Origin of the sequence: Saccharopolyspora antiqui (assembly GCF_052246905.1) — a bacterium.
In the GTDB taxonomy this organism is placed as follows: domain Bacteria; phylum Actinomycetota; class Actinomycetes; order Mycobacteriales; family Pseudonocardiaceae; genus Saccharopolyspora.
Genome location: NZ_JBQQBO010000025.1, coordinates 87,748 through 105,308, shown reverse-complemented (window position 1 = coordinate 105,308; position 17,561 = coordinate 87,748). Strand labels below are relative to the sequence as shown.

The 17,561-nt window shown below is 69.4% G+C and carries 16 protein-coding genes; 14 read left to right on the top strand and 2 right to left on the bottom strand.

What is annotated here, in order from left to right; translation table 11 throughout:
* Positions 1–20: 20 nt before the first annotated feature.
* The 4 genes from ACTWQN_RS30660 to ACTWQN_RS30645 all read left to right on the top strand — a co-directional run bounded on the left by ACTWQN_RS30660 (position 21) and on the right by ACTWQN_RS30645 (position 6,612).
* On the top strand, positions 21–1,139 hold the full coding sequence (locus ACTWQN_RS30660; protein WP_443207095.1) for a histidinol-phosphate transaminase: 1,119 nt from the start codon (positions 21–23) through the stop codon (positions 1,137–1,139).
* On the top strand, positions 1,136–1,753 hold the full coding sequence (gene hisB, locus ACTWQN_RS30655; protein WP_443207094.1) for an imidazoleglycerol-phosphate dehydratase HisB: 618 nt from the start codon (positions 1,136–1,138) through the stop codon (positions 1,751–1,753). The genes ACTWQN_RS30660 and hisB overlap by 4 nt, the downstream gene beginning before the upstream one ends.
* A gap of 134 nt (positions 1,754–1,887) precedes the next feature.
* Positions 1,888–4,212 carry an NACHT and WD repeat domain-containing protein gene (locus tag ACTWQN_RS30650; RefSeq protein ID WP_443207093.1) on the top strand — a complete coding sequence of 775 codons (2,325 nt, stop codon included), beginning with the start codon at positions 1,888–1,890 and terminating at the stop codon, positions 4,210–4,212.
* A gap of 309 nt (positions 4,213–4,521) precedes the next feature.
* Complete coding sequence (locus tag ACTWQN_RS30645) at positions 4,522–6,612, top strand: phosphocholine-specific phospholipase C (protein WP_443207092.1); 2,091 nt, start codon at positions 4,522–4,524, stop codon at positions 6,610–6,612.
* An 85-nt stretch (positions 6,613–6,697) separates the two neighbouring features.
* On the opposite strand, the gene ACTWQN_RS30640 is transcribed toward ACTWQN_RS30645, so the two are convergent.
* Positions 6,698–8,047, bottom strand: a complete 1,350-nt coding sequence (locus ACTWQN_RS30640) for a cation:dicarboxylate symporter family transporter (protein WP_443207091.1) — start codon at positions 8,045–8,047, stop codon at positions 6,698–6,700.
* A gap of 145 nt (positions 8,048–8,192) precedes the next feature.
* Here ACTWQN_RS30640 and ACTWQN_RS30635 point away from each other — a divergent pair, with 145 nt between their 5' ends.
* Both ACTWQN_RS30635 and ACTWQN_RS30630 read left to right on the top strand, forming a co-directional pair.
* Complete coding sequence (locus ACTWQN_RS30635; protein WP_443207090.1) at positions 8,193–9,812, top strand: sensor histidine kinase; 1,620 nt, start codon at positions 8,193–8,195, stop codon at positions 9,810–9,812.
* Positions 9,809–10,489 (top strand): response regulator, encoded by a 681-nt coding sequence (locus ACTWQN_RS30630; protein ID WP_443207089.1) that lies wholly within the window; start codon positions 9,809–9,811, stop codon positions 10,487–10,489. The genes ACTWQN_RS30635 and ACTWQN_RS30630 overlap by 4 nt, the downstream gene beginning before the upstream one ends.
* 139 nt (positions 10,490–10,628) lie before the next feature.
* Here ACTWQN_RS30630 and soxR read toward each other — a convergent pair whose 3' ends face one another.
* Entirely contained in the window at positions 10,629–11,087 is a 459-nt protein-coding gene (gene soxR / locus ACTWQN_RS30625; protein ID WP_443207088.1) for a redox-sensitive transcriptional activator SoxR, read from the bottom strand.
* Positions 11,088–11,183: 96 nt separating this feature from the next.
* Here soxR and ACTWQN_RS30620 point away from each other — a divergent pair, with 96 nt between their 5' ends.
* The 8 genes from ACTWQN_RS30620 to hisI all read left to right on the top strand — a co-directional run bounded on the left by ACTWQN_RS30620 (position 11,184) and on the right by hisI (position 17,513).
* Entirely contained in the window at positions 11,184–11,891 is a 708-nt protein-coding gene (locus tag ACTWQN_RS30620) for a thiamine pyrophosphate-binding protein (RefSeq protein ID WP_443207087.1), read from the top strand.
* Positions 11,888–12,817, top strand: a complete 930-nt coding sequence (locus tag ACTWQN_RS30615) for a transketolase family protein (protein WP_443207086.1) — start codon at positions 11,888–11,890, stop codon at positions 12,815–12,817. The genes ACTWQN_RS30620 and ACTWQN_RS30615 overlap by 4 nt, the downstream gene beginning before the upstream one ends.
* Positions 12,818–13,048: 231 nt before the next feature.
* Positions 13,049–13,678 (top strand): imidazole glycerol phosphate synthase subunit HisH, encoded by a 630-nt coding sequence (gene hisH, locus ACTWQN_RS30610; protein WP_443207085.1) that lies wholly within the window; start codon positions 13,049–13,051, stop codon positions 13,676–13,678.
* The gene (locus tag ACTWQN_RS30605; RefSeq protein WP_443207084.1) at positions 13,675–13,875 is read left to right on the top strand and encodes a hypothetical protein; all 201 of its coding nucleotides are present in this window, start codon (positions 13,675–13,677) and stop codon (positions 13,873–13,875) included. The genes hisH and ACTWQN_RS30605 overlap by 4 nt, the downstream gene beginning before the upstream one ends.
* Positions 13,876–13,940: 65 nt before the next feature.
* A complete protein-coding gene (gene priA / locus ACTWQN_RS30600) occupies positions 13,941–14,672 on the top strand; it encodes a bifunctional 1-(5-phosphoribosyl)-5-((5-phosphoribosylamino)methylideneamino)imidazole-4-carboxamide isomerase/phosphoribosylanthranilate isomerase PriA (RefSeq protein WP_443207083.1) in 732 nt (243 codons plus the stop codon).
* A gap of 176 nt (positions 14,673–14,848) precedes the next feature.
* On the top strand, positions 14,849–16,327 hold the full coding sequence (locus tag ACTWQN_RS30595) for an alpha/beta hydrolase (protein ID WP_443207082.1): 1,479 nt from the start codon (positions 14,849–14,851) through the stop codon (positions 16,325–16,327).
* A 65-nt stretch (positions 16,328–16,392) separates the two neighbouring features.
* Positions 16,393–17,166, top strand: coding sequence for an imidazole glycerol phosphate synthase subunit HisF (gene hisF, locus ACTWQN_RS30590; protein WP_443207081.1), 774 nt, complete (start codon positions 16,393–16,395; stop codon positions 17,164–17,166).
* On the top strand, positions 17,163–17,513 hold the full coding sequence (hisI, locus tag ACTWQN_RS30585) for a phosphoribosyl-AMP cyclohydrolase (protein WP_443207080.1): 351 nt from the start codon (positions 17,163–17,165) through the stop codon (positions 17,511–17,513). Before hisF ends, hisI begins: the two co-directional genes overlap by 4 nt.
* Positions 17,514–17,561 lie beyond the last annotated feature (48 nt).

The window sequence follows — 17,561 nt, the reverse complement described above, 5'->3', positions numbered from 1 at the left end:
GAAAACCGGAGGTAGAACTCATGAGTGACGTGCTCGGCGCCGACACCACGCTGGCAGACCTGCCGCTGCGGGACGATCTGCGCGGCCGCAGCCCATACGGCGCGCCGCAGCTGGACGTCTCGGTTCGGCTGAACACCAACGAGAACCCCTATCCACCACCGCAAGAACTCGTCGAAGACGTGACCGCCGCGGTGCAGCAGGCCGCTGCGGCGCTGCACCGCTACCCGGACCGCGACGCCAAGGCGCTGCGCGCCGACCTGGCCGCCTACCTGACCACGGCGACCGGCGTGTCGCTGGCGATGGAGAACGTGTGGGCCGCCAACGGCTCCAACGAGGTGCTGCAACAGATCCTGCAGGCCTTCGGCGGGCCGGGACGCACCGCGCTCGGCTTCGAACCGTCGTACTCGATGCACCCGATCCTGTCGGCGGGCACCCGCACCGACTGGCTGCCCGCACCGCGCCGCGCCGACTTCAGCCTGGACGGCGCGCAGGCGGCCCGGATCGTCGCCGAGAAGCAGCCCAGCGTGGTGTTCGTGACCAGCCCGAACAACCCCACCGGGCAGTCGGTGTCGCAGGACGATCTGCGGGCCGTGCTGGACGTCGCGCCCGGCGTGGTCGTGGTGGACGAGGCGTACGCGGAGTTCTCCGCGCGGCCCAGCGCGATCGAGCTGATCGAGCAGTACCCGGCGAAGGCGATCGTCAGCCGCACGATGAGCAAGGCGTTCGCGTTCGCCGGTGGTCGGCTCGGTTACCTGGCCGCCGCCCCGGCGGTGATCGAAGCCCTGCTGCTGGTCCGGCTGCCGTACCACCTGTCGGCGGTCACCCAGGCCGCCGCGCGCGCCGCGCTGCGGCACGCCGATGCCACCCTCGGTTCGGTGCGGGCGCTCATCGGGGAGCGCGATCGGGTGGTGGAAGCGTTGCGGGAGCAGGGTTTCGCGCCGGTGCAAAGCGATGCCAACTTCGTCCTCTTCGGACGGTTCGCGGACGCGCGCCGGGCCTGGCAGCGCTACCTGGACGCCGACGTGCTGATCCGCGACGTCGGCATCCCCGGCTACCTGCGGGTCACCATCGGTACGCCGGAGGAGAACAACGCCTTCTTGGCGGCGAACAAGGTCGTGAGCGAGGAGATTGAGCAGTGACATTCCAACCGGGGACCCGCGTCGGCCGGGTCGAGCGCGCCACCAAGGAATCCTCGGTGCTGGTCGAACTCGACCTCGACGGCACCGGCCAGGTGGACATCGACACCACGGTGCCGTTCTACGACCACATGCTCACCGCGCTGGGCACCCACGCGGCGTTCGACCTCAAGGTGAAGTCGACCGGGGACATCCACATCGACGCGCACCACACCGTCGAGGACACCGCGATCGTGCTCGGCCAGGCGCTGCGGCAGGCGCTCGGCGACAAGAAGGGCATCCGCCGCTTCGGCGACGCGTGGATCCCGATGGACGAAACCCTCGCGCACGCGGCGGTGGACGTCTCGGGCCGCTCGTACTGCGTGCTGACCGGCGAACCGGAGCAGTACAATAGCTTCACCATCGGCGGCAACTACCCGTTCGTCCTCAACCGCCACGTGTTCGAGTCGCTGGCCTGCCACGCCCAGCTCAACCTGCACGTCCGCGTCATCCACGGCCGCGACCCCCACCACATCGCGGAAGCCCAGTACAAGGCGATCGCCCGAGCCCTCCGAGCAGCGGTCGAACCCGACCCCCGCTTCACAGGCGTCGTACCTTCCACGAAGGGCGCCCTGTGAGGTGATTTTTTCGAGGTGAAGGGCACCTTTGACCGGCAAAGTCGGTCAAAGGTGCCCTTCACTCTTCCCCCTTTGGTATGACAGTGCGGAGGGTGGCGTGTTCGCCGCACTGCTGTTTCGAGGGGGATTCGCCGGTGGCCCGTCAGGAACGTCCGCTGCGGGATTTCGCGGTGCTGCTCTACGGAGCCGGGTTGGGGTTCCTGACGAACCTGGCGACCAACAGCGCGGATGGTTGGGGGCCGCCGTTCACCTTGATCCGCGACCACTCCGAGTACCTGCTCGGCGCTGGCGTGGTGGTCCCCGCCGCGTATTACGTGTGGCGGCAGCGGAAACTGCGCACCGAGCACGACTGGGACGCGAGCAAGCAGGGCAATCCGTATCCGGGCTTGCAGTCCTTCGGGCCGGAGCACGAGACCGTCTTCTTCGGCCGCGACCGGGCGATCCGGGATCTGTACGAGAAGCTGGACACGCCAGGCGGCGCGCCCGAAGACCGGTTCCTGCTGGTGGCCGGGGCTTCTGGATCGGGCAAGTCGTCGCTGGTCAACGCCGGATTGGCCAGCCTGCTGCGGCGTCGGCACTGGTGGCTTAGCGCGCCGATCGCGCCCAACCGGGATCCGTTCGGCTCGTTGGTACATGCATTGCACGGCGAGGTCCCGAAGTCCGAGGGTGATGCACTGGTCCGGCAGCTGCGGGCGGAAGGTCGGCGGGCCCTGGGGCGGCTGCGGAGAACCGATGATCCGCGCTCGACGCACCCCGAAGCGCTGAACGCCCTGTTTCGCCCAGCGCTGAGCGCGAACCGGCCCACGGTGCTGCTGCTCGACCAAACCGAAGAGCTCGTGACGCAGGTCGACGCCCAGACCCGCCAGGAGTTCATGGCACTCCTGCACGCTGTCCTGGCCGATCATCGGCGCCTCCACGTGGTGGCGACGATGCGCGCCGAGTTCATCGCGGACTTCCTGACGGAACCCAGCGGGGCGCTGGGCCGGCTGGCGTATGGGACCGGGGCCGGGGAGGTCCGGGTACGGCTTCCGTGGGAGACCGGCTCCACCGTGCTGACAGGATTTCTCGCCGAGGTGCGCTCGCTCGCGTGGTCCGGTGGCCTGCTGGCCGGTTGCGATGCCCGGGGCGAGGTCCGGACATTCGATACGATCGCCGGTGAATCGCATGCCGTGCACGTGCATTCGGGCCCTGCGACATCCGTTGCGTGGTCCCGGGATGGCTGGCTTGCCAGCAGCGGACTCGACGCTGTCCAAGTATGGGATCCGGCGGGCAAGAAGACCGAGGTTCTCCGCAACCGGGCCGCGCGCCTCGTTACGTGGACGCGTGATGGGAAATTGGCGGTCGCTTTGCCAAGACAAGGGCGCGACACCGTTGAGCTCTGGGATCGGGAGAGCGGACGGCTCCGGACCTTGGCACGCGTCGAGAGCCACGTCAGATCCATGCATCCGGCACCGGAGGGGAAGCTCCTGGTCTGCCAGGGCATGTACAAGTCGGACCTGCTGAGGACCGATCTCGGCCCGTGCTCGGAACGCAGGCCCGGGGTATCCGTGATAGCTGGCGCCGTACACGGTTCGTCGCTGTTGACGTTGGGGGCCGACGGGCGGCTTCGTGAGTCCACTGTGGATGATCCCGATTCTGCGCGGGTAGTACTGGAAGCGGACTCCGGCGGAGCCGATCGTGCGGCCCGGGGCCACGGTGGGTGGGTGACCAGTGTCGCCGTGTCGGCGACGGGGTTGGTCGCGGTCAACGACCTCGACGAAGACCTCCGCGTGTGGGACGCGACGAGCGGAACTTCGCACCGCATTCCGGATAGCGGCGAGGTGAGCGCGGTGACCTGGTCGCCCGGCGGCGTGCTGACCTACGGGCCGCATGAGGGAACGATCAAGGCCTGGAAGTCCGGCGAGACCAAGCAGCTGACCGGCCAGGTCGGCGATGTCCGCGCCGTGGCCTGGAACGACGGCGGTGTGCTGGCGTTCGGGGGCCGGGATGCCGTCGTGCGGCTGTGGGACTCGACGACTATGCGGGTGCGTGAGTTGAACCGGCACGGCGCGACGGTGCGTTGCCTGCGGTGGCTGGACGACCGACGCCTGGTTAGCGGTGCGCACGATGGGTTGTTCATCTGGGACACCGTCGAGGCGCAAGTGCTCACCGTCGCCGACGCGGTACCCACCTACCGCCTGACCTGGGCGCCGGGACGGCCGCTGATCAGCGCCGACGACGAGGGCCGAATTCGGTTGTGGGATCTGGAGACTGGGCATGTCTTCGTGACCCTGTCAGCGCACGACGGTTACATCACGGTGCTCGACTGGCTCGACGGAAAGCTGGTGAGCGCGGGAACGGACGGCCGGATCCTGACGTGGGACCTAGACGCGGACGTCGAGACATTGCTGCGCGAGGCCGATGTCCGGAATATCCGACGGCCCGACTACGGACAACTCGCCAGTTTCGGGCTGGTCTGATCCCACCGGCGCGGACGGCCAGATCCGCACCTGGGAATGCGATACCGACGTCGAGCGCGTGTTGCGCGACGCGGACGAGCCCGGCGTTCGCCACCTGACCGCCGAGGAACGCGCCCGCTTCGGCCTCATCTAGTCCACCCCTAGGGCGGTGTCAATTTCTCTCGCGAAATTGACGCGTCGCGCCTTGTGATCACTTAGCGTGTTGGTGAAGATGCCTGCCGTTGCGCCGTTTGGCTGACACGGGTGGTTCATCGATGCGTCACTACGGGGTCTCCCCGGCTTGGTTTTCATCGGTAACGATTTCTTGTTGTGACTGAGGTTTCTCGACGTCGGGTGCTCGCCGGTGCTGCCGGGGTGGTTGGTGGTGCCGCCGCTGCTTCGCTGCTGCCGCCCTCGCTGCACCGCGCCATGGCGCGGCCCGCGCCCGCTGGCGGACTCGATGCGATTGAGCACGTCATCGTGCTGATGCAGGAGAACCGTTCCTTCGACCACTACTTCGGCACGCTTCGCGGCGTGCGCGGCTTCGGCGACCGGCAGCCGCTGCGGCAGCCCGACGGCCGGTCCGCGTTCCAGCAGCCCGCCCCCGGCGGTGAGGTGCTGCCGTTCTCGCTGCGGCAGGGCGCCGAGCGCGAGGGACGGCCGGTGTCGGACATCCAGTACCTCGGTGCCCTCGACCACAGCTGGGAGGGCAGCGGGAAGGCTTGGGCGCGCGGCTGGAACAACGACTGGGTCGCCGCCAAGACCGCCGCCACCATGACGCACTACGAGCGGCACGACATCCCGCTGCAGTACGAGCTGGCGGACACCTTCACCATCTGCGACGCCTACCACTGCTCGGTTTTCGGCTCCACGAACCCGAACCGCAACTACCTGTGGACCGGCACGACCGGCTACGAGCCCGGCACCACCGAGCGCGCAGTCACCAACGCCGCCTACGACTACGACCACAGCGGCTACGACTGGACGACCTACCCGCAACGGCTGGAGAAAGCCGGGCGGTCCTGGCAGATCTACCAGGAGTGGGACAACTTCACCGACAACGCGGTCGAGTACTTCAAGCCGTTCAAGGCGATCGGGCACCAGATGCTCGCCGGGGTGGACGGGAACTTCCGCACCACCGAGGAGTTCTACACCGCGCTGTTCGACAAGTCCGCCGAGGAGCAGCAGCGACTGCTCAAGCAGCTGGCGGCGGGCCGGGCGGGTTTGACCGACGCCGAGCGGAGCCTGTTCGACCGCGCGATGTACCGCAGCGAACCGGACACGCTGGTCCAGCGGCTCCGGGACGACATCAAGGCCGACCGGCTGCCCGAGGTGGTCTGGCTGGTTCCCTCCGCCGTGGACTCCGAACATCCGGGCAGTTCGACGCCGGTCGGCAGCGCCAATCTGATCTACGACGTGCTGGATGCGATCGCGGATCCGAAGGTCTGGTCGAAGACCGTGCTGCTGCTCAACTTCGACGAGAACGACGGCTACTTCGACCACGTGCCGCCGCCGGTGCCGCCGGTGCCGCCGAAGCCGCAGTCCGGCGGTGGTGACGACTACTTCGACGGGCAGCCGATCGGGCTCGGCCCGCGGGTTCCGATGACCGTCGTGTCGCCGTGGACGATCGGCGGTTTCGTCAACTCGGAGCTGTTCGACCACACCTCGGTGCTGCGCCTGCTGGAACGCTGGACCGGTGTCGCGGAGCCGAACATCAGCTCCTGGCGGCGCGCCGTGTGCGGCGATCTGACCTCGGTGTTCGACTTCCGGCGCAGCGCCAAACCGCCGAAGCCCACTGAGCCGGGCCCGGTGCCCGAGCCGATCGAGCGCTGGCACCCCGAGCCGCCCGCGGAGCAGAACCTCCCGTTGCAGGAGTCGGGGCGGCGACCGGCGCGCGCCCTGCCGTACCAGCCGCAGGTTTCCGGCGCGGTCGGCGGCGCGGTGGTGGCGTTGCGGCTGGGCAACGTCGGTTCCAGCGCCGCGCACTTCACCATCTACCCGTACGCCGGGGAGTTGCCGGAACCGTCTCATGTGGACGTTCGTGGCGAGCAGGTGGTGAACGTGCCGGTGCGCGAGGAGTACCGGCTCGCGGTGCAGGGGCCGAACCGGTTCTGGTTCGAGCTGAGCGGATCGCGCGGCGGCCGGGCCTCGGGTGTCGACGTGCAGACCCGGCACACCGCGCGCGGCCTGGCGCTGGAGCTGCGCAACGGCGGTGCGCAGGACATCACGCTGCGCCTGCGGTCGCTGGGCTACGCCAACCACGAGGAGCAGGTCAGGGTGGCCGCCGGTGGCGCCCAACCGCTGGAGTGGCCGACGGACCACGGCTGGTACGACGTGGAGATCACCACACCGCAGGACACCTCGTTCCGCCGCCGCATCACCGGCCGCGCCGAGAACGGCGAACCCGGCGTCACCGGCTGACGCGACACCACCAGGTGATTCCAACACGGGTGAAGGGCACCTTTGACCGAGTAAGCCGGTCGAAGGTGCCCTTCACTCCAGTACGTCAGCTCGCGGTTGTGGCTGGGGTTTTGTCGGTGTCGGGGTGGGCTTCGTCTACGAAGGAGCGTTCGTTGAAGGGTTCTTCGCCGGAGAAGACCTTCTTCATCTGGTCGCGGTCGAGTTCGTTGGTCCACGATCCGATCAGGACGGTGGCCACCGCGTTGCCCGCGAAGTTGGTCACCGCGCGGGCCTCGGACATGAACCGGTCGATGCCCACGATCAGCCCGACGCCATCCAGCAGTTCGGGGCGGTGCGACTGCAACCCACCGGCCAGCGTGGCCAACCCGGCGCCGCTGACCCCGGCCGCGCCCTTCGAGGCGACCATCATGAACAGCAGCAGCCCGATCTGCTCGCCGAGCGACAGCGGGTCGTCGAGCGCGCTCGCGATGAACAGCGACGCCATGGTCAGGTAGATCATGGTGCCGTCGAGGTTGAACGAGTAGCCGGTCGGCACGGTGATGCCCACCACCGGCTTGCTCACCCCGAGGTGCTCCATCTTCGCGATCAGCCGCGGCAGCGCCGCCTCCGACGAGGACGTTGACACGATCAGCAGGAACTCGCGACTCAGGTAGCGCAGCAGCGCGAAGATGTTGACCCGCGCGAACGTCCACAGGATCGGGCCGAGCACCACGAACACGAACAGCAGGCAGGTGGTGTAGAAGCCGAGCATGATCACGGCCAGGCTCTTGAGCGCCTCGATCCCGGTCGCGCCGACGACCGCCGCGATGGCGCCGAACGCGCCGACCGGAGCCGCCCACATCACCATCGCCAGCATCTTGAACACCAACCGCTGCACGTGCTCGACGCCGCGCAGGATCGGTGTGCCCTTGTCGCCCATGGCCTGCAGCGCGAATCCGGCCAGCAGCGCCACCAGCAGGGTCTGCAGCACCTGACCCTCGGTCAGCGACGACACCAGGGTGTGCGGGATGATCCCGAGCAGGAAGTCCGTGGTGCTCTCGGCTTCCGCACCGGCCTGCTCGGCGCCCTGGCCGCGCAGCGCCTCGGTCAGGTGCAGGCCCTCGCCCGGGTGCAGCACGTTGCCCACCAGCAGGCCGATGACCAGCGCCACCACGGACATGCCCAGGAAGTACATCAGCGCCAGGCCACCGACCTTGCCGACCTTGGCGGCTTTGCGGACGCTGCCCACGCCCAGCACGATGGTGCAGAAGATGACCGGTGAGATCATCATCTTGATGAGGTTGACGAACCCGGTGCCCAGCGGCTTGAGGGCCTCGCCGAAATCGGGGGTGAGGAAGCCGACGGCGATACCGGCCAGGACCGCGACGATCACGGCGATGTACAGGTAATGCGTTCGATCTCGACGGCTTGTCGTCGCAGCGTCGTTGCTTGCCACTGTTGCGCTCCTAGTGGGCTACCGAGTAAATACTCGAACCACCCGTGTCCCAAGTCACGGTGTGGCCGGGACACACTCTCTGCGCCGGGTATCGTCATCGTCACGGTTCTGTTCATTGTGTTCATGCCTTCGTCATGGGTCCGTCATGCCTTCAGCCGATGACCGCAACTGGTTCGGCCGCGTCCGGCCGCGGTGGAGTCTGGCCCGCCAGCTGTTCGTGTTGCAGGTGGTCGTGGTCGCCGTCGTCGTGCTCGCGGGCGCCGGGTTGGCCTGGTACGACGCGCAGCAGCGCAACGAGGACTGGGCGCGGGACAAGGTCGTCGCGGTGGCCCGCACCCTCGCCGCGCAGCCCACCGTCCGGGACGGGGTGACCGCGTCGGACCCGCCCGCCACCCTGCAGCCGTTGGCCGAAGAGGTGCGGCACGACACCGGGGTCGACTTCATCACGATCATGTCCCCGGAAGGCATCCGCTACACGCACCCCGATCCGAGCCGCATCGGGCAGCTCTTCCTCGGCCACATCGATCAGGCCGTGGCCGGGCAGGTGTTCACCGAGACCTACACCGGCACGCTCGGCCCGTCGGTGCGCGCGGTGGTGCCGGTCTACGACGACGCGCACCAGTTGCGGGGGCTGGTCTCGGTCGGGATCACGGTGCGGCTGCTCACCGCCGAACTGCGCGAGCAGGTGACCGCGCTGGCGCTGGTCGCGGCGGGGGCGCTGCTGGTCGGCGGACTGCTGACGTACCTGGTCAGCGAGCGGATCCGCCGCCACACGCACGGTCTGCGACCTACCGAGCTCAGCCGCATGTACGAGTACCACGACGCGATTCTGCATGCGGTGCGCGAAGGTTTGCTGCTGGTGGCGCCGTCGGGGCAGGTGACGTTGTGCAACGATGGTGCCGCTGCGCTGCTCTCCATGGATCCCGTCGAAACCGAAGGCAGGCACGTGTCCGAACTCGGCCTGCCGAAGTCCCTTGTGGACACGCTCGGCGCGGGGCGCATGGTGCGCGATGAAGTGCACTTGACCGATGATCGGGTGCTGCTGGTCAACATTTCGCAGATCCACAGCGGCGATCGCGACCTGGGCGCCGTGGTCACGCTGCGCGACCACACCGAACTGCAGGCGCTCAGCGGCGAACTGGACTCGATGCGCGGCTTCGCCGAGTCGCTGCGTTCGCAGGCCCACGAGTCGGCGAACCGGCTGCACACCGTGGTGTCGTTGGTGGAGCTCGGCCGCGCTGAGGAGGCCGTGGCGTTCGCCACCGCCGAACTGGAACTCGCCCAGCAGTTGACCGATCGCGTGGTCGGAGCGGTCAGCGAGCCGGTGCTCGCCGCGGTGCTGCTGGGCAAGAGCGCCGAGGCGGGGGAGCGCGGTGTGGAGGTGGTGCTCAGCCCGGACACCGAGATCGACGACATCGCCGTCGAGCACCTCGACTCCCGGGACCTGGTGACCATTCTCGGCAACCTGATCGACAACGCGGTCGAGGCGACGGTGGAAAGCCCGCACCCGCGCGTCGAAGTGACCATTCGTTCTACTGTGGACGATGTGTTGATCCGGGTCGCGGACAACGGGCCCGGTGTTGATCCGGACAGCGCCCAGCGGCTGTTCCAACGCGGTTGGTCGACCAAGGAGGACGGACGCGGGCTCGGACTCGCGCTGGTCGGGCAGAGCGTGCGCCGCCACCGCGGCACCATCGAGGTGCACAGCGAGGGCGGCGCGGTGTTCACGGTGCGGCTGCCCGCCGGATCGGATGTGGTGCGGTGATCTCGGTTCTCGTCGTCGAAGACGATCCGCTGGTCGGTGAGGCGCACGAGGCGTACGTGGCGCGGCTGGACGGGTTCACCGTCGCTGGTCGGGTGCGGACCGGGCAGGAGGCGCTGCGGTTCGTCGACCGCACCCCGGTCGATCTGGTGCTGCTGGACCTGCGGCTGCCCGACATGGACGGTTTGCAGGTCGCGCGGGCGCTGCGCACCGCGGGCAGCGACGCGGACGTGATCGCGGTGACCTCGGCCCGCGATCTCAAGGTCGTCCGCGCCGCGGTTTCCAGCGGCGTGGTGCAGTACCTGCTCAAGCCGTTCACCTTCGCGGCGATGCGGGAGAAGCTGGAGCACTACGCGCGTTTTCGGGCCAGCCTCGGGCTCGACCGGGAGGTCGACAGCCAAGCCGAGATCGACCGGGCGTTCTCCGCGCTGCGCGGTGTCGATCGCGCGGCGCTGCCGAAGGGCATGGGTGAGGAGACCCTCGCGTCGATCGTCTCGGCGCTGCGCGCCAATCCCGATGGGGCACCGGCCGGGGCGGTCGGCGAAGCCGCCGGGGTGTCGCGGGTGACCGCTCGCCGCTACCTGGAATACCTGGTCAACAACGGCACGGTGGAACGCCGACCGCAGTACGGCGCCGTCGGCCGCCCCGAGATGGCCTACCGGTGGATCGGCGAGTCGTGAGCGCCGGACCGGGCTCCGTTCGGGTGAGAGGTGAGGGGCACCTGTGACCCAGTAAGTCGGTCACGGGTGCCCCTCACCCCGTTCGCATCACGCTGCGGTGTGACGAAGTTCGGTTCGTTTTGGGCGTATTCGAGATAGTTCAGTGGCGGTCGGCTGTTGGGCGTAGCAGTGGGGAGCCGGGGCCGAACTCGGCCAGTCGGTCGTCGGCGTTGTGCAGCGCGCAGGTGCGCAGCGACAGGCAGCCGCAGCCGATGCAGCCGGTGAGGCGGTCGCGCAGGCGCTGCAGACCGTCGATGCGCGCGTCGAGCTCGTCGCGCCAGCGCCGCGACAGCCGGGCCCAATCCGCCTTGGTCGGAGCGTGATCCGCCGGCAGCGTCGCCAGCGCCTCGGAGATCTGCTCCAGGCTCAGCCCGACCCGCTGCGCGGAGCGGATGAACGCCAGCCTGCGCAGCACCGCGCGGTCGTAGCGGCGCTGGTTGCCGGTGGTGCGCGTGGTGGAGATCAGCCCGCGCTGCTCGTAGAAGCGCAGCGCGGTCTGCGCGACCCCGCTGCGGTGGGCGACCTCACCGATGGTCAACAGTTTCGGTAGCTTCGACACGTCCGCCAGGTTAGCCGAAGACTTCGAGCAAAGTTTAAGTATTCGCACCAGGTAGTCCTTGACTTCGAGCTTGCTGGAAGTTTCATCCTGGTCGGCATGACGATCAGCACACCGCGCACCGGGCTCGGCTACCCCGATCTCCGGCCGCTGATGAGCGAAATGACGGGCGACGAGAAGCACTCCTTCGCCGCCACCTCGACGCTCGACGTGCTGTGGGTGCTCTACGACCAGGTCCTGTCGGTCGACCCGCAGCGCCTCGACGATCCCGACCGCGATCGCTTCCTGCTCTCCAAGGGCCACGGTCCGATGGCCTTCTACGCCGTGCTGGCGGCCAAGGGCTTCCTGGACCCGGCCGAACTGGCGCACTACGGCGAGTTCGATTCCCGGCTCGGCTTCCACCCGGACCGCGTGCTGGCGCCCGGCGTGGAGATCGGCAGCGGGTCGCTCGGCCACGGGCTGCCGCTCGGGCTCGGCGTCGCGCTCGGCCTGCGCGCGGCGGGTCGGGACCGGCCGCGTGTCGTGGTCCTGGTCGGGGACGCCGAACTCGACGAGGGCAGCAACCACGAGGCGATCCAGGTCGCCGGCCGCTGGGCACTGGGACAGCTGACCGTTGTCGTGGTGGACAACCGGTCGTCCAGCACCGGCTGGCCGGACGGGATCGCCGACCGCTTCGCCCGCGAGGGCTGGGCCACCCGCACGGTGAACGGCCGCGATCACGCGGCGCTGCGCAGCGCCCTCACCGACACCCACCCGGACCGCCCGCTCGCGGTGGTCGCCGAAGTCGAATCCAAGGAGCTGCCATGACCGCCCCGACCGCTACCGCCAGCACGACGATGCGCGAAGCGTTCGTCGACACCGTCGCCGAAGCGCTCGACACCGATCCGCGACTGGCCCTGGTGCTGGCCGAGATCTCCGCCGACCGGTTCGTGGACGTCGCGGCCCGCCATCCGCGGCGGGTGCTCAACGTCGGCATCCGGGAGCAGGCCATGATCGGAGTGGCCGGTGGGCTGGCGCTGACCGGACTGCGGCCGGTGGTGCACTCGATCACCCCGTTCCTCGTCGAGCGGCCCTTCGAACAGCTCAAACTCGACTTCAACCACCAGGGCGTCGGCGCGGTCGTGGTCAGCACCGGGGCCTCCTACGACTACCCGACCGCCGGTCGCACGCACATGGCGCCGGGCGACGTCGCGCTGATCGACACGCTGCCCGGCTGGACCGTGCACATCCCCGGCCACCCGGCTGAGGTCGCCGCCCTGCTGGGCTCGGCACTGCCCGGCGACGATCTCGTCTACCTGCGGCTTTCCGAGCGGGTCAACGCCGAGCCGCTGGTGACCGGTCCGGGCTGGCACCCGGTGCGGCACGGCAGCGGGGGCGTGGTGCTGGCCGTCGGGCCGGTGCTCGGGCCGGTCCTGGCCGCAACCGCGACGCTCGACGTGACGGTGCTGTACACGGCCACCATCCGGCCGTTCGACACCGCCGGGCTGCGGGCCGCGGTGCGGTCGGCCAGCGCGGACGTCGTGCTGGTCGAGCCCTACCTGCGCGGTACGTCGACGCACGCGGTCAACGACGCGTTGGTCGACATCCCGCACCGGGTGTTGGCGCTGGGGGTCCGCCGCGATCTGGAACTGCGGGCCTACGGGACCGCCGACGAACACGAGGCCGCGCACGGCCTGGGCCCGACCGGAATCGGCGCGGCAGTGCGGCAATTCCTGGACGCAGCGGCGAAATGACCTCCGCCTAGGTCGGAATCGAGTGCCAGCCGCCTCGCTGGTGGGGTCCGTCGGCTGCGCGACATCGCAGAAGTGCCCAGTGCCGAACGGGATCCGCAGGTGACCTCCATCGTCGACGCCCCGCGATCCGGAGTGCTGCTGGGGCTCCGGATCGCGGGCGGGATCGTCTCCCGCAGGGATCGGCGTTGCCCGCGACCTGGCCGGACGTCCCGCCCCGGTAACCTGGGTGCCGTGGCACGAGTCGTCATCTTGGACTACGGATCAGGCAACCTGCGTTCCGCCGAACGCGCGCTGCAGCGCGTCGGGGCCGACGTCGAGGTGACCGCCGACCATCGTGCCGCGATGGAAGCCGACGGGCTGGTCGTGCCGGGGGTCGGCGCGTTCGCGGCCTGCATGGAAGGCCTGCTGGAAGTCGGCGGCGACAAGATCATCGACCACCGGCTGGCGGGCGACCGCCCGGTGCTCGGCATCTGCGTGGGCATGCAGGTGCTCTTCGACGAAGGCGTCGAGCACGGTTTGCAGACCAACGGCTGCGGCCAGTGGCCGGGCACCGTCGAACGGCTGCACGCCGACATCCTGCCGCACATGGGCTGGAACGAGGTGCGGCCGCCGCAGGGCAGCACCCTGTTCGCCGGGATCGAACCGGGCACCCGGTTCTACTTCGTGCACTCCTTCGGCGTCCGCGAGTGGCGGCTGTCGCCGTCCGAGCGGATCGCGCCCCCACAGGTGACCTGGGCCGAGCACGGCGAACCGTTCGTGGCCGCGGTGGAGAACGGCCCACTGGCGGCAACCCAGTTCCACCCGGAGAAATCCGGCGAGGCGGGCGCCCGGCTGCTGCGGAACTGGCTGGACAGCCTGTGATCCGCCGCCACGGCCTGATGGGACCGAGGGCGGTCCGGGTGATCGCACTGGTGCTGGCGGTCGGGATGATCGCCGGGATCGGCGCGCCCTACCTGCTGCAAGCCGGAGTTCCGCTGTGGACGGTGTTGCTGCTGGTGCTGATCGTGCTGGCAGTGCCCATCGTCGCGGTCGCCCGCTCCGACCGCAGCCGCCGCTAGCGGCACCGCCGTTCGGCCGGTCGGGGGCTGGCGAGCGGCCGAACGGCTGCCAGTAGGGTTGGGACGTGACATTCACGTTGCTTCCCGCTGTTGACGTCGCAGATGGCCAGGCGGTCCGCCTCGTGCAGGGCGCCGCCGGTACCGAGACCTCCTACGGTGACCCGTTGGAGGCCGCGCTGGCCTGGCAGCGCGCGGGAGCGGAGTGGATCCATCTGGTCGACCTGGACGCGGCGTTCGGGCGCGGCTCCAACCGCGCGCTGCTGGCCGAGGTGACCGACGAACTCGACGTCCAGGTGGAGCTCTCCGGTGGCATCCGGGATGACGCCTCGCTGGAGGCCGCGCTGGCCACCGGCTGCGCGCGGGTCAACCTCGGCACCGCCGCGCTGGAGAATCCGCAGTGGGCGGACCGGGTGGTCGCCGAGTACGGCGAGCGGGTCGCGGTCGGGCTCGACGTGCGGATCACCGAGCAGGGGCACCGGCTGGCCGCGCGCGGGTGGACCAAGGACGGCGGGGACCTGTGGGAGGTGCTGGCCCGGTTGGACGCCGCCGGTTGCCGCCGTTACGTGGTCACCGACGTCAGCAAGGACGGCACCCTGCAGGGGCCGAACGTGGCTCTGCTGCGCGAAGTCTGCTCCCGCACCACCGCGCCGGTGATCGCCTCCGGTGGAGTGTCCAGTGTGGACGATCTGGTGATGCTGTCCGAGCTCGCCCCGATCGGCCTGGAGGGCTCGATCGTCGGCAAGGCGCTCTACGCCCAGAACTTCACCCTCGAAGAGGCCCTCGCCGCGGTTCGTTGACCGGGTGAGGGGCACCCGTGCCCCAGTTACTCGGTCACGGGTGCCCCTCACCCATCACCCACCTCCTCGAATGGGGGTGCGCTCAGGGTGATCCCTGATCCACATCGCATCGTGTGATCAGCACGATCGTGCACAAGATCCGAAATGCGGATCTTGTTCACGATCGGAGGGTCTCCATGAGGCGAGGATTCGCATCCGGCCTCGGCATCCTGTTAGCCGCCACGGCCACCCTGGCCGCATCGGCCCCGGTGCTCGCCGAACCGACGCCAGCCCTGGATTGGCAGCCCTGCCCCGAGAACGCGCAGGTCCAGTGCGCGACCGTGCAGGTGCCGCTGGACTGGGCGCAGCCGGGCGGCGAGACCATCGAGATGGCGGTCGCACGCCGCCCGGCCACCAACCCCGACACCCGGATCGGTTCGCTGGTCTACATGCCCGGCGGACCGGGCGGCACCGGCGTCGACGCGCTGCTCAGCGGGGTGCCGTTCTCCCCGGAGCTGGCGTCGCGGTTCGACATCGTAAGTTACGACCCGCGCGGCTACGGCCGCTCCAACCCGCTGCTGTGCGACACCGAACTGCTCGTCGACCAGCCGGACATCCGGCCGGGCGGACCAGCGCAGTTCGAGGAAATGCGGCGGTACAACCGGAAAGTCGCCGACGACTGCCGGGCGCGCTCCGGTCCGATCATCGACCACATGGACACCGTCAGCGTCGCCCGCGACATCGACGCGTTCCGCCAGGCGCTCGGTGAGGAGCAGATCAGCCTCTACGGCATCTCCTACGGAACCCTGACCGGTCAGATGTACGCCGAGAACTTCCCCGAGCGCGTCCGCGCACTGGTGCTCGACAGCGTCATGGACCACAGCCTCGACACCCGAGGTTTCCTCACCACCGAAGCCACGACCGCCGAGGACGCGTTCACCGAATTCGTCAAGTGGTGCGCGCAGGACCAGCAGTGCGCGCTGCACGGCGCGGACGTCGGTGCGGTCTACGACGAGCTCTACAAGCGCGCCGACAGCGGCGAACTGCACGAACCCGGCGACCCGAACACGCCGATCGGATCGGTGCAGCTGACCAGCACCGCGATCGGCGCCTTCTACGGGCCGTCCTGGCCGGATCTGGCGATCCGGCTCAAGTCTTTGCAGGACCAGCAGCCCGCGCCGGTGGTCCAAGCGCTGCCCGAGGCGATCAACAACCCGACCGCGGCGCTGTGCAACGACTGGGGCATCGAGATCGACTCCGCCGAGCAGTACGCGCAGGAGTGGAAGCTGCAGAACGAGGCCGCCCCGCACCTGCGGTTCGGCCTGGGCGGCGCCATCGCCTGGGGCTGCATCGACTGGCCCGCGAAGCTGCAGAACCCGCAGCACGTGCCGCAAATCCGCGGCGATGCACCGATCCTGATCCTCAACGCCCTGCACGACCCGGCCACCGGGTACAACTGGGCATCCAATGTGGACAGCCAGATCGAGCAGGCCACGCTGCTGACCTACGACGGCTGGGGCCACGGCGTCTACGGTCGGAGCGACTGCACCACCGGCGCCACCGACCGGTACTTCATCGACGGCCAGGTGCCGCCGGAGGGCACGCACTGCGCGGCGGTCCCCCCGCAACCGGGCACCAGGGCGATGGTCGAGTCCCGCCCGGGCTGGCTCGGCTGAGCGACGGTTTCGGGCGAAATCGGCCCATCCACCGCGCCGCACGGCCATGTCTTTACCCTGGAGACATGGCCGTTGCGGTGCGTGTGATCCCCTGCCTGGACGTCGACCAGGGGCGGGTCGTCAAGGGTGTCAACTTCGTCAACCTCCGGGACGCGGGCGACCCCGTGGAGCTCGCCCGCGCCTACGACGCGGAGGGCGCCGACGAGCTGACCTTCCTCGACGTCACGGCGTCCTCCGCCGACCGCGAGACCACCTTCGACGTGGTCCGCCGCACCGCCGAACAGGTGTTCATCCCGCTGACCGTGGGCGGTGGCGTGCGCAGCCCCGAAGACATCAACCGGCTGCTGCGCGCCGGTGCCGACAAGGTCAGCCTGAACACCGCGGCGATCGCGCGGCCGGAGCTGCTCAGCGAGGCTTCGCGGCGCTTCGGAGCTCAGTGCGTCGTGCTGTCGGTGGACGCGCGGCGGGTGCCCGAGGGCGGGCAGCCGACGCCGTCTGGTTACGAGGTCACCACGCACGGCGGTCGGCGCGGCACCGGCATCTGCGCAGTCGAGTGGGCCGCCGAGGGGCAACGGCTCGGCGTCGGCGAGATCCTGCTGAACTCCATGGACGCCGACGGCACCAAGGCCGGATTCGACCTGGCGATGATCCGCGCGGTGCGCGAGGTCGTCGACGTGCCGCTGATCGCCAGCGGCGGCGCCGGTGCGGTCGAGCACTTCGCGCCCGCGGTGCACGCCGGGGCGGACGCGGTGCTGGCGGCCAGCGTGTTCCACTTCGGACAGTTGCGGATCGGCGAGGTCAAGGACGCGATGCGGGCGGAAGGGATCACGGTGCGATGAGCGGTCTGGACCCGGCGATCGCCGCCCGGCTCAAGCGAAATCCCGACGGGCTGGTCGCGGCGATCGCGCAGCAGCGCGGCACCGGTGAGGTGCTGATGATGGCGTGGATGGACGACGAGGCGCTGCACCGCACCCTCGCCACCCGCCGCGGCACCTACTACTCCCGCAGCCGCCAGCAGTACTGGGTCAAGGGCGAGACCTCGGGGCACACCCAGTACGTGCACGAGGTCCGCCTGGACTGCGACGGCGACACGATCCTGCTGGTCGTCGACCAGCAGGGCGCGGCCTGCCACACCGGCGACCACACCTGCTTCGACGCCGACGTCCTCCTCAAACCCGAGGGTTGACGCGGTCCCAACTTCAGGGAATTCGGAGCCCGGATTGTCCGGTTCGGG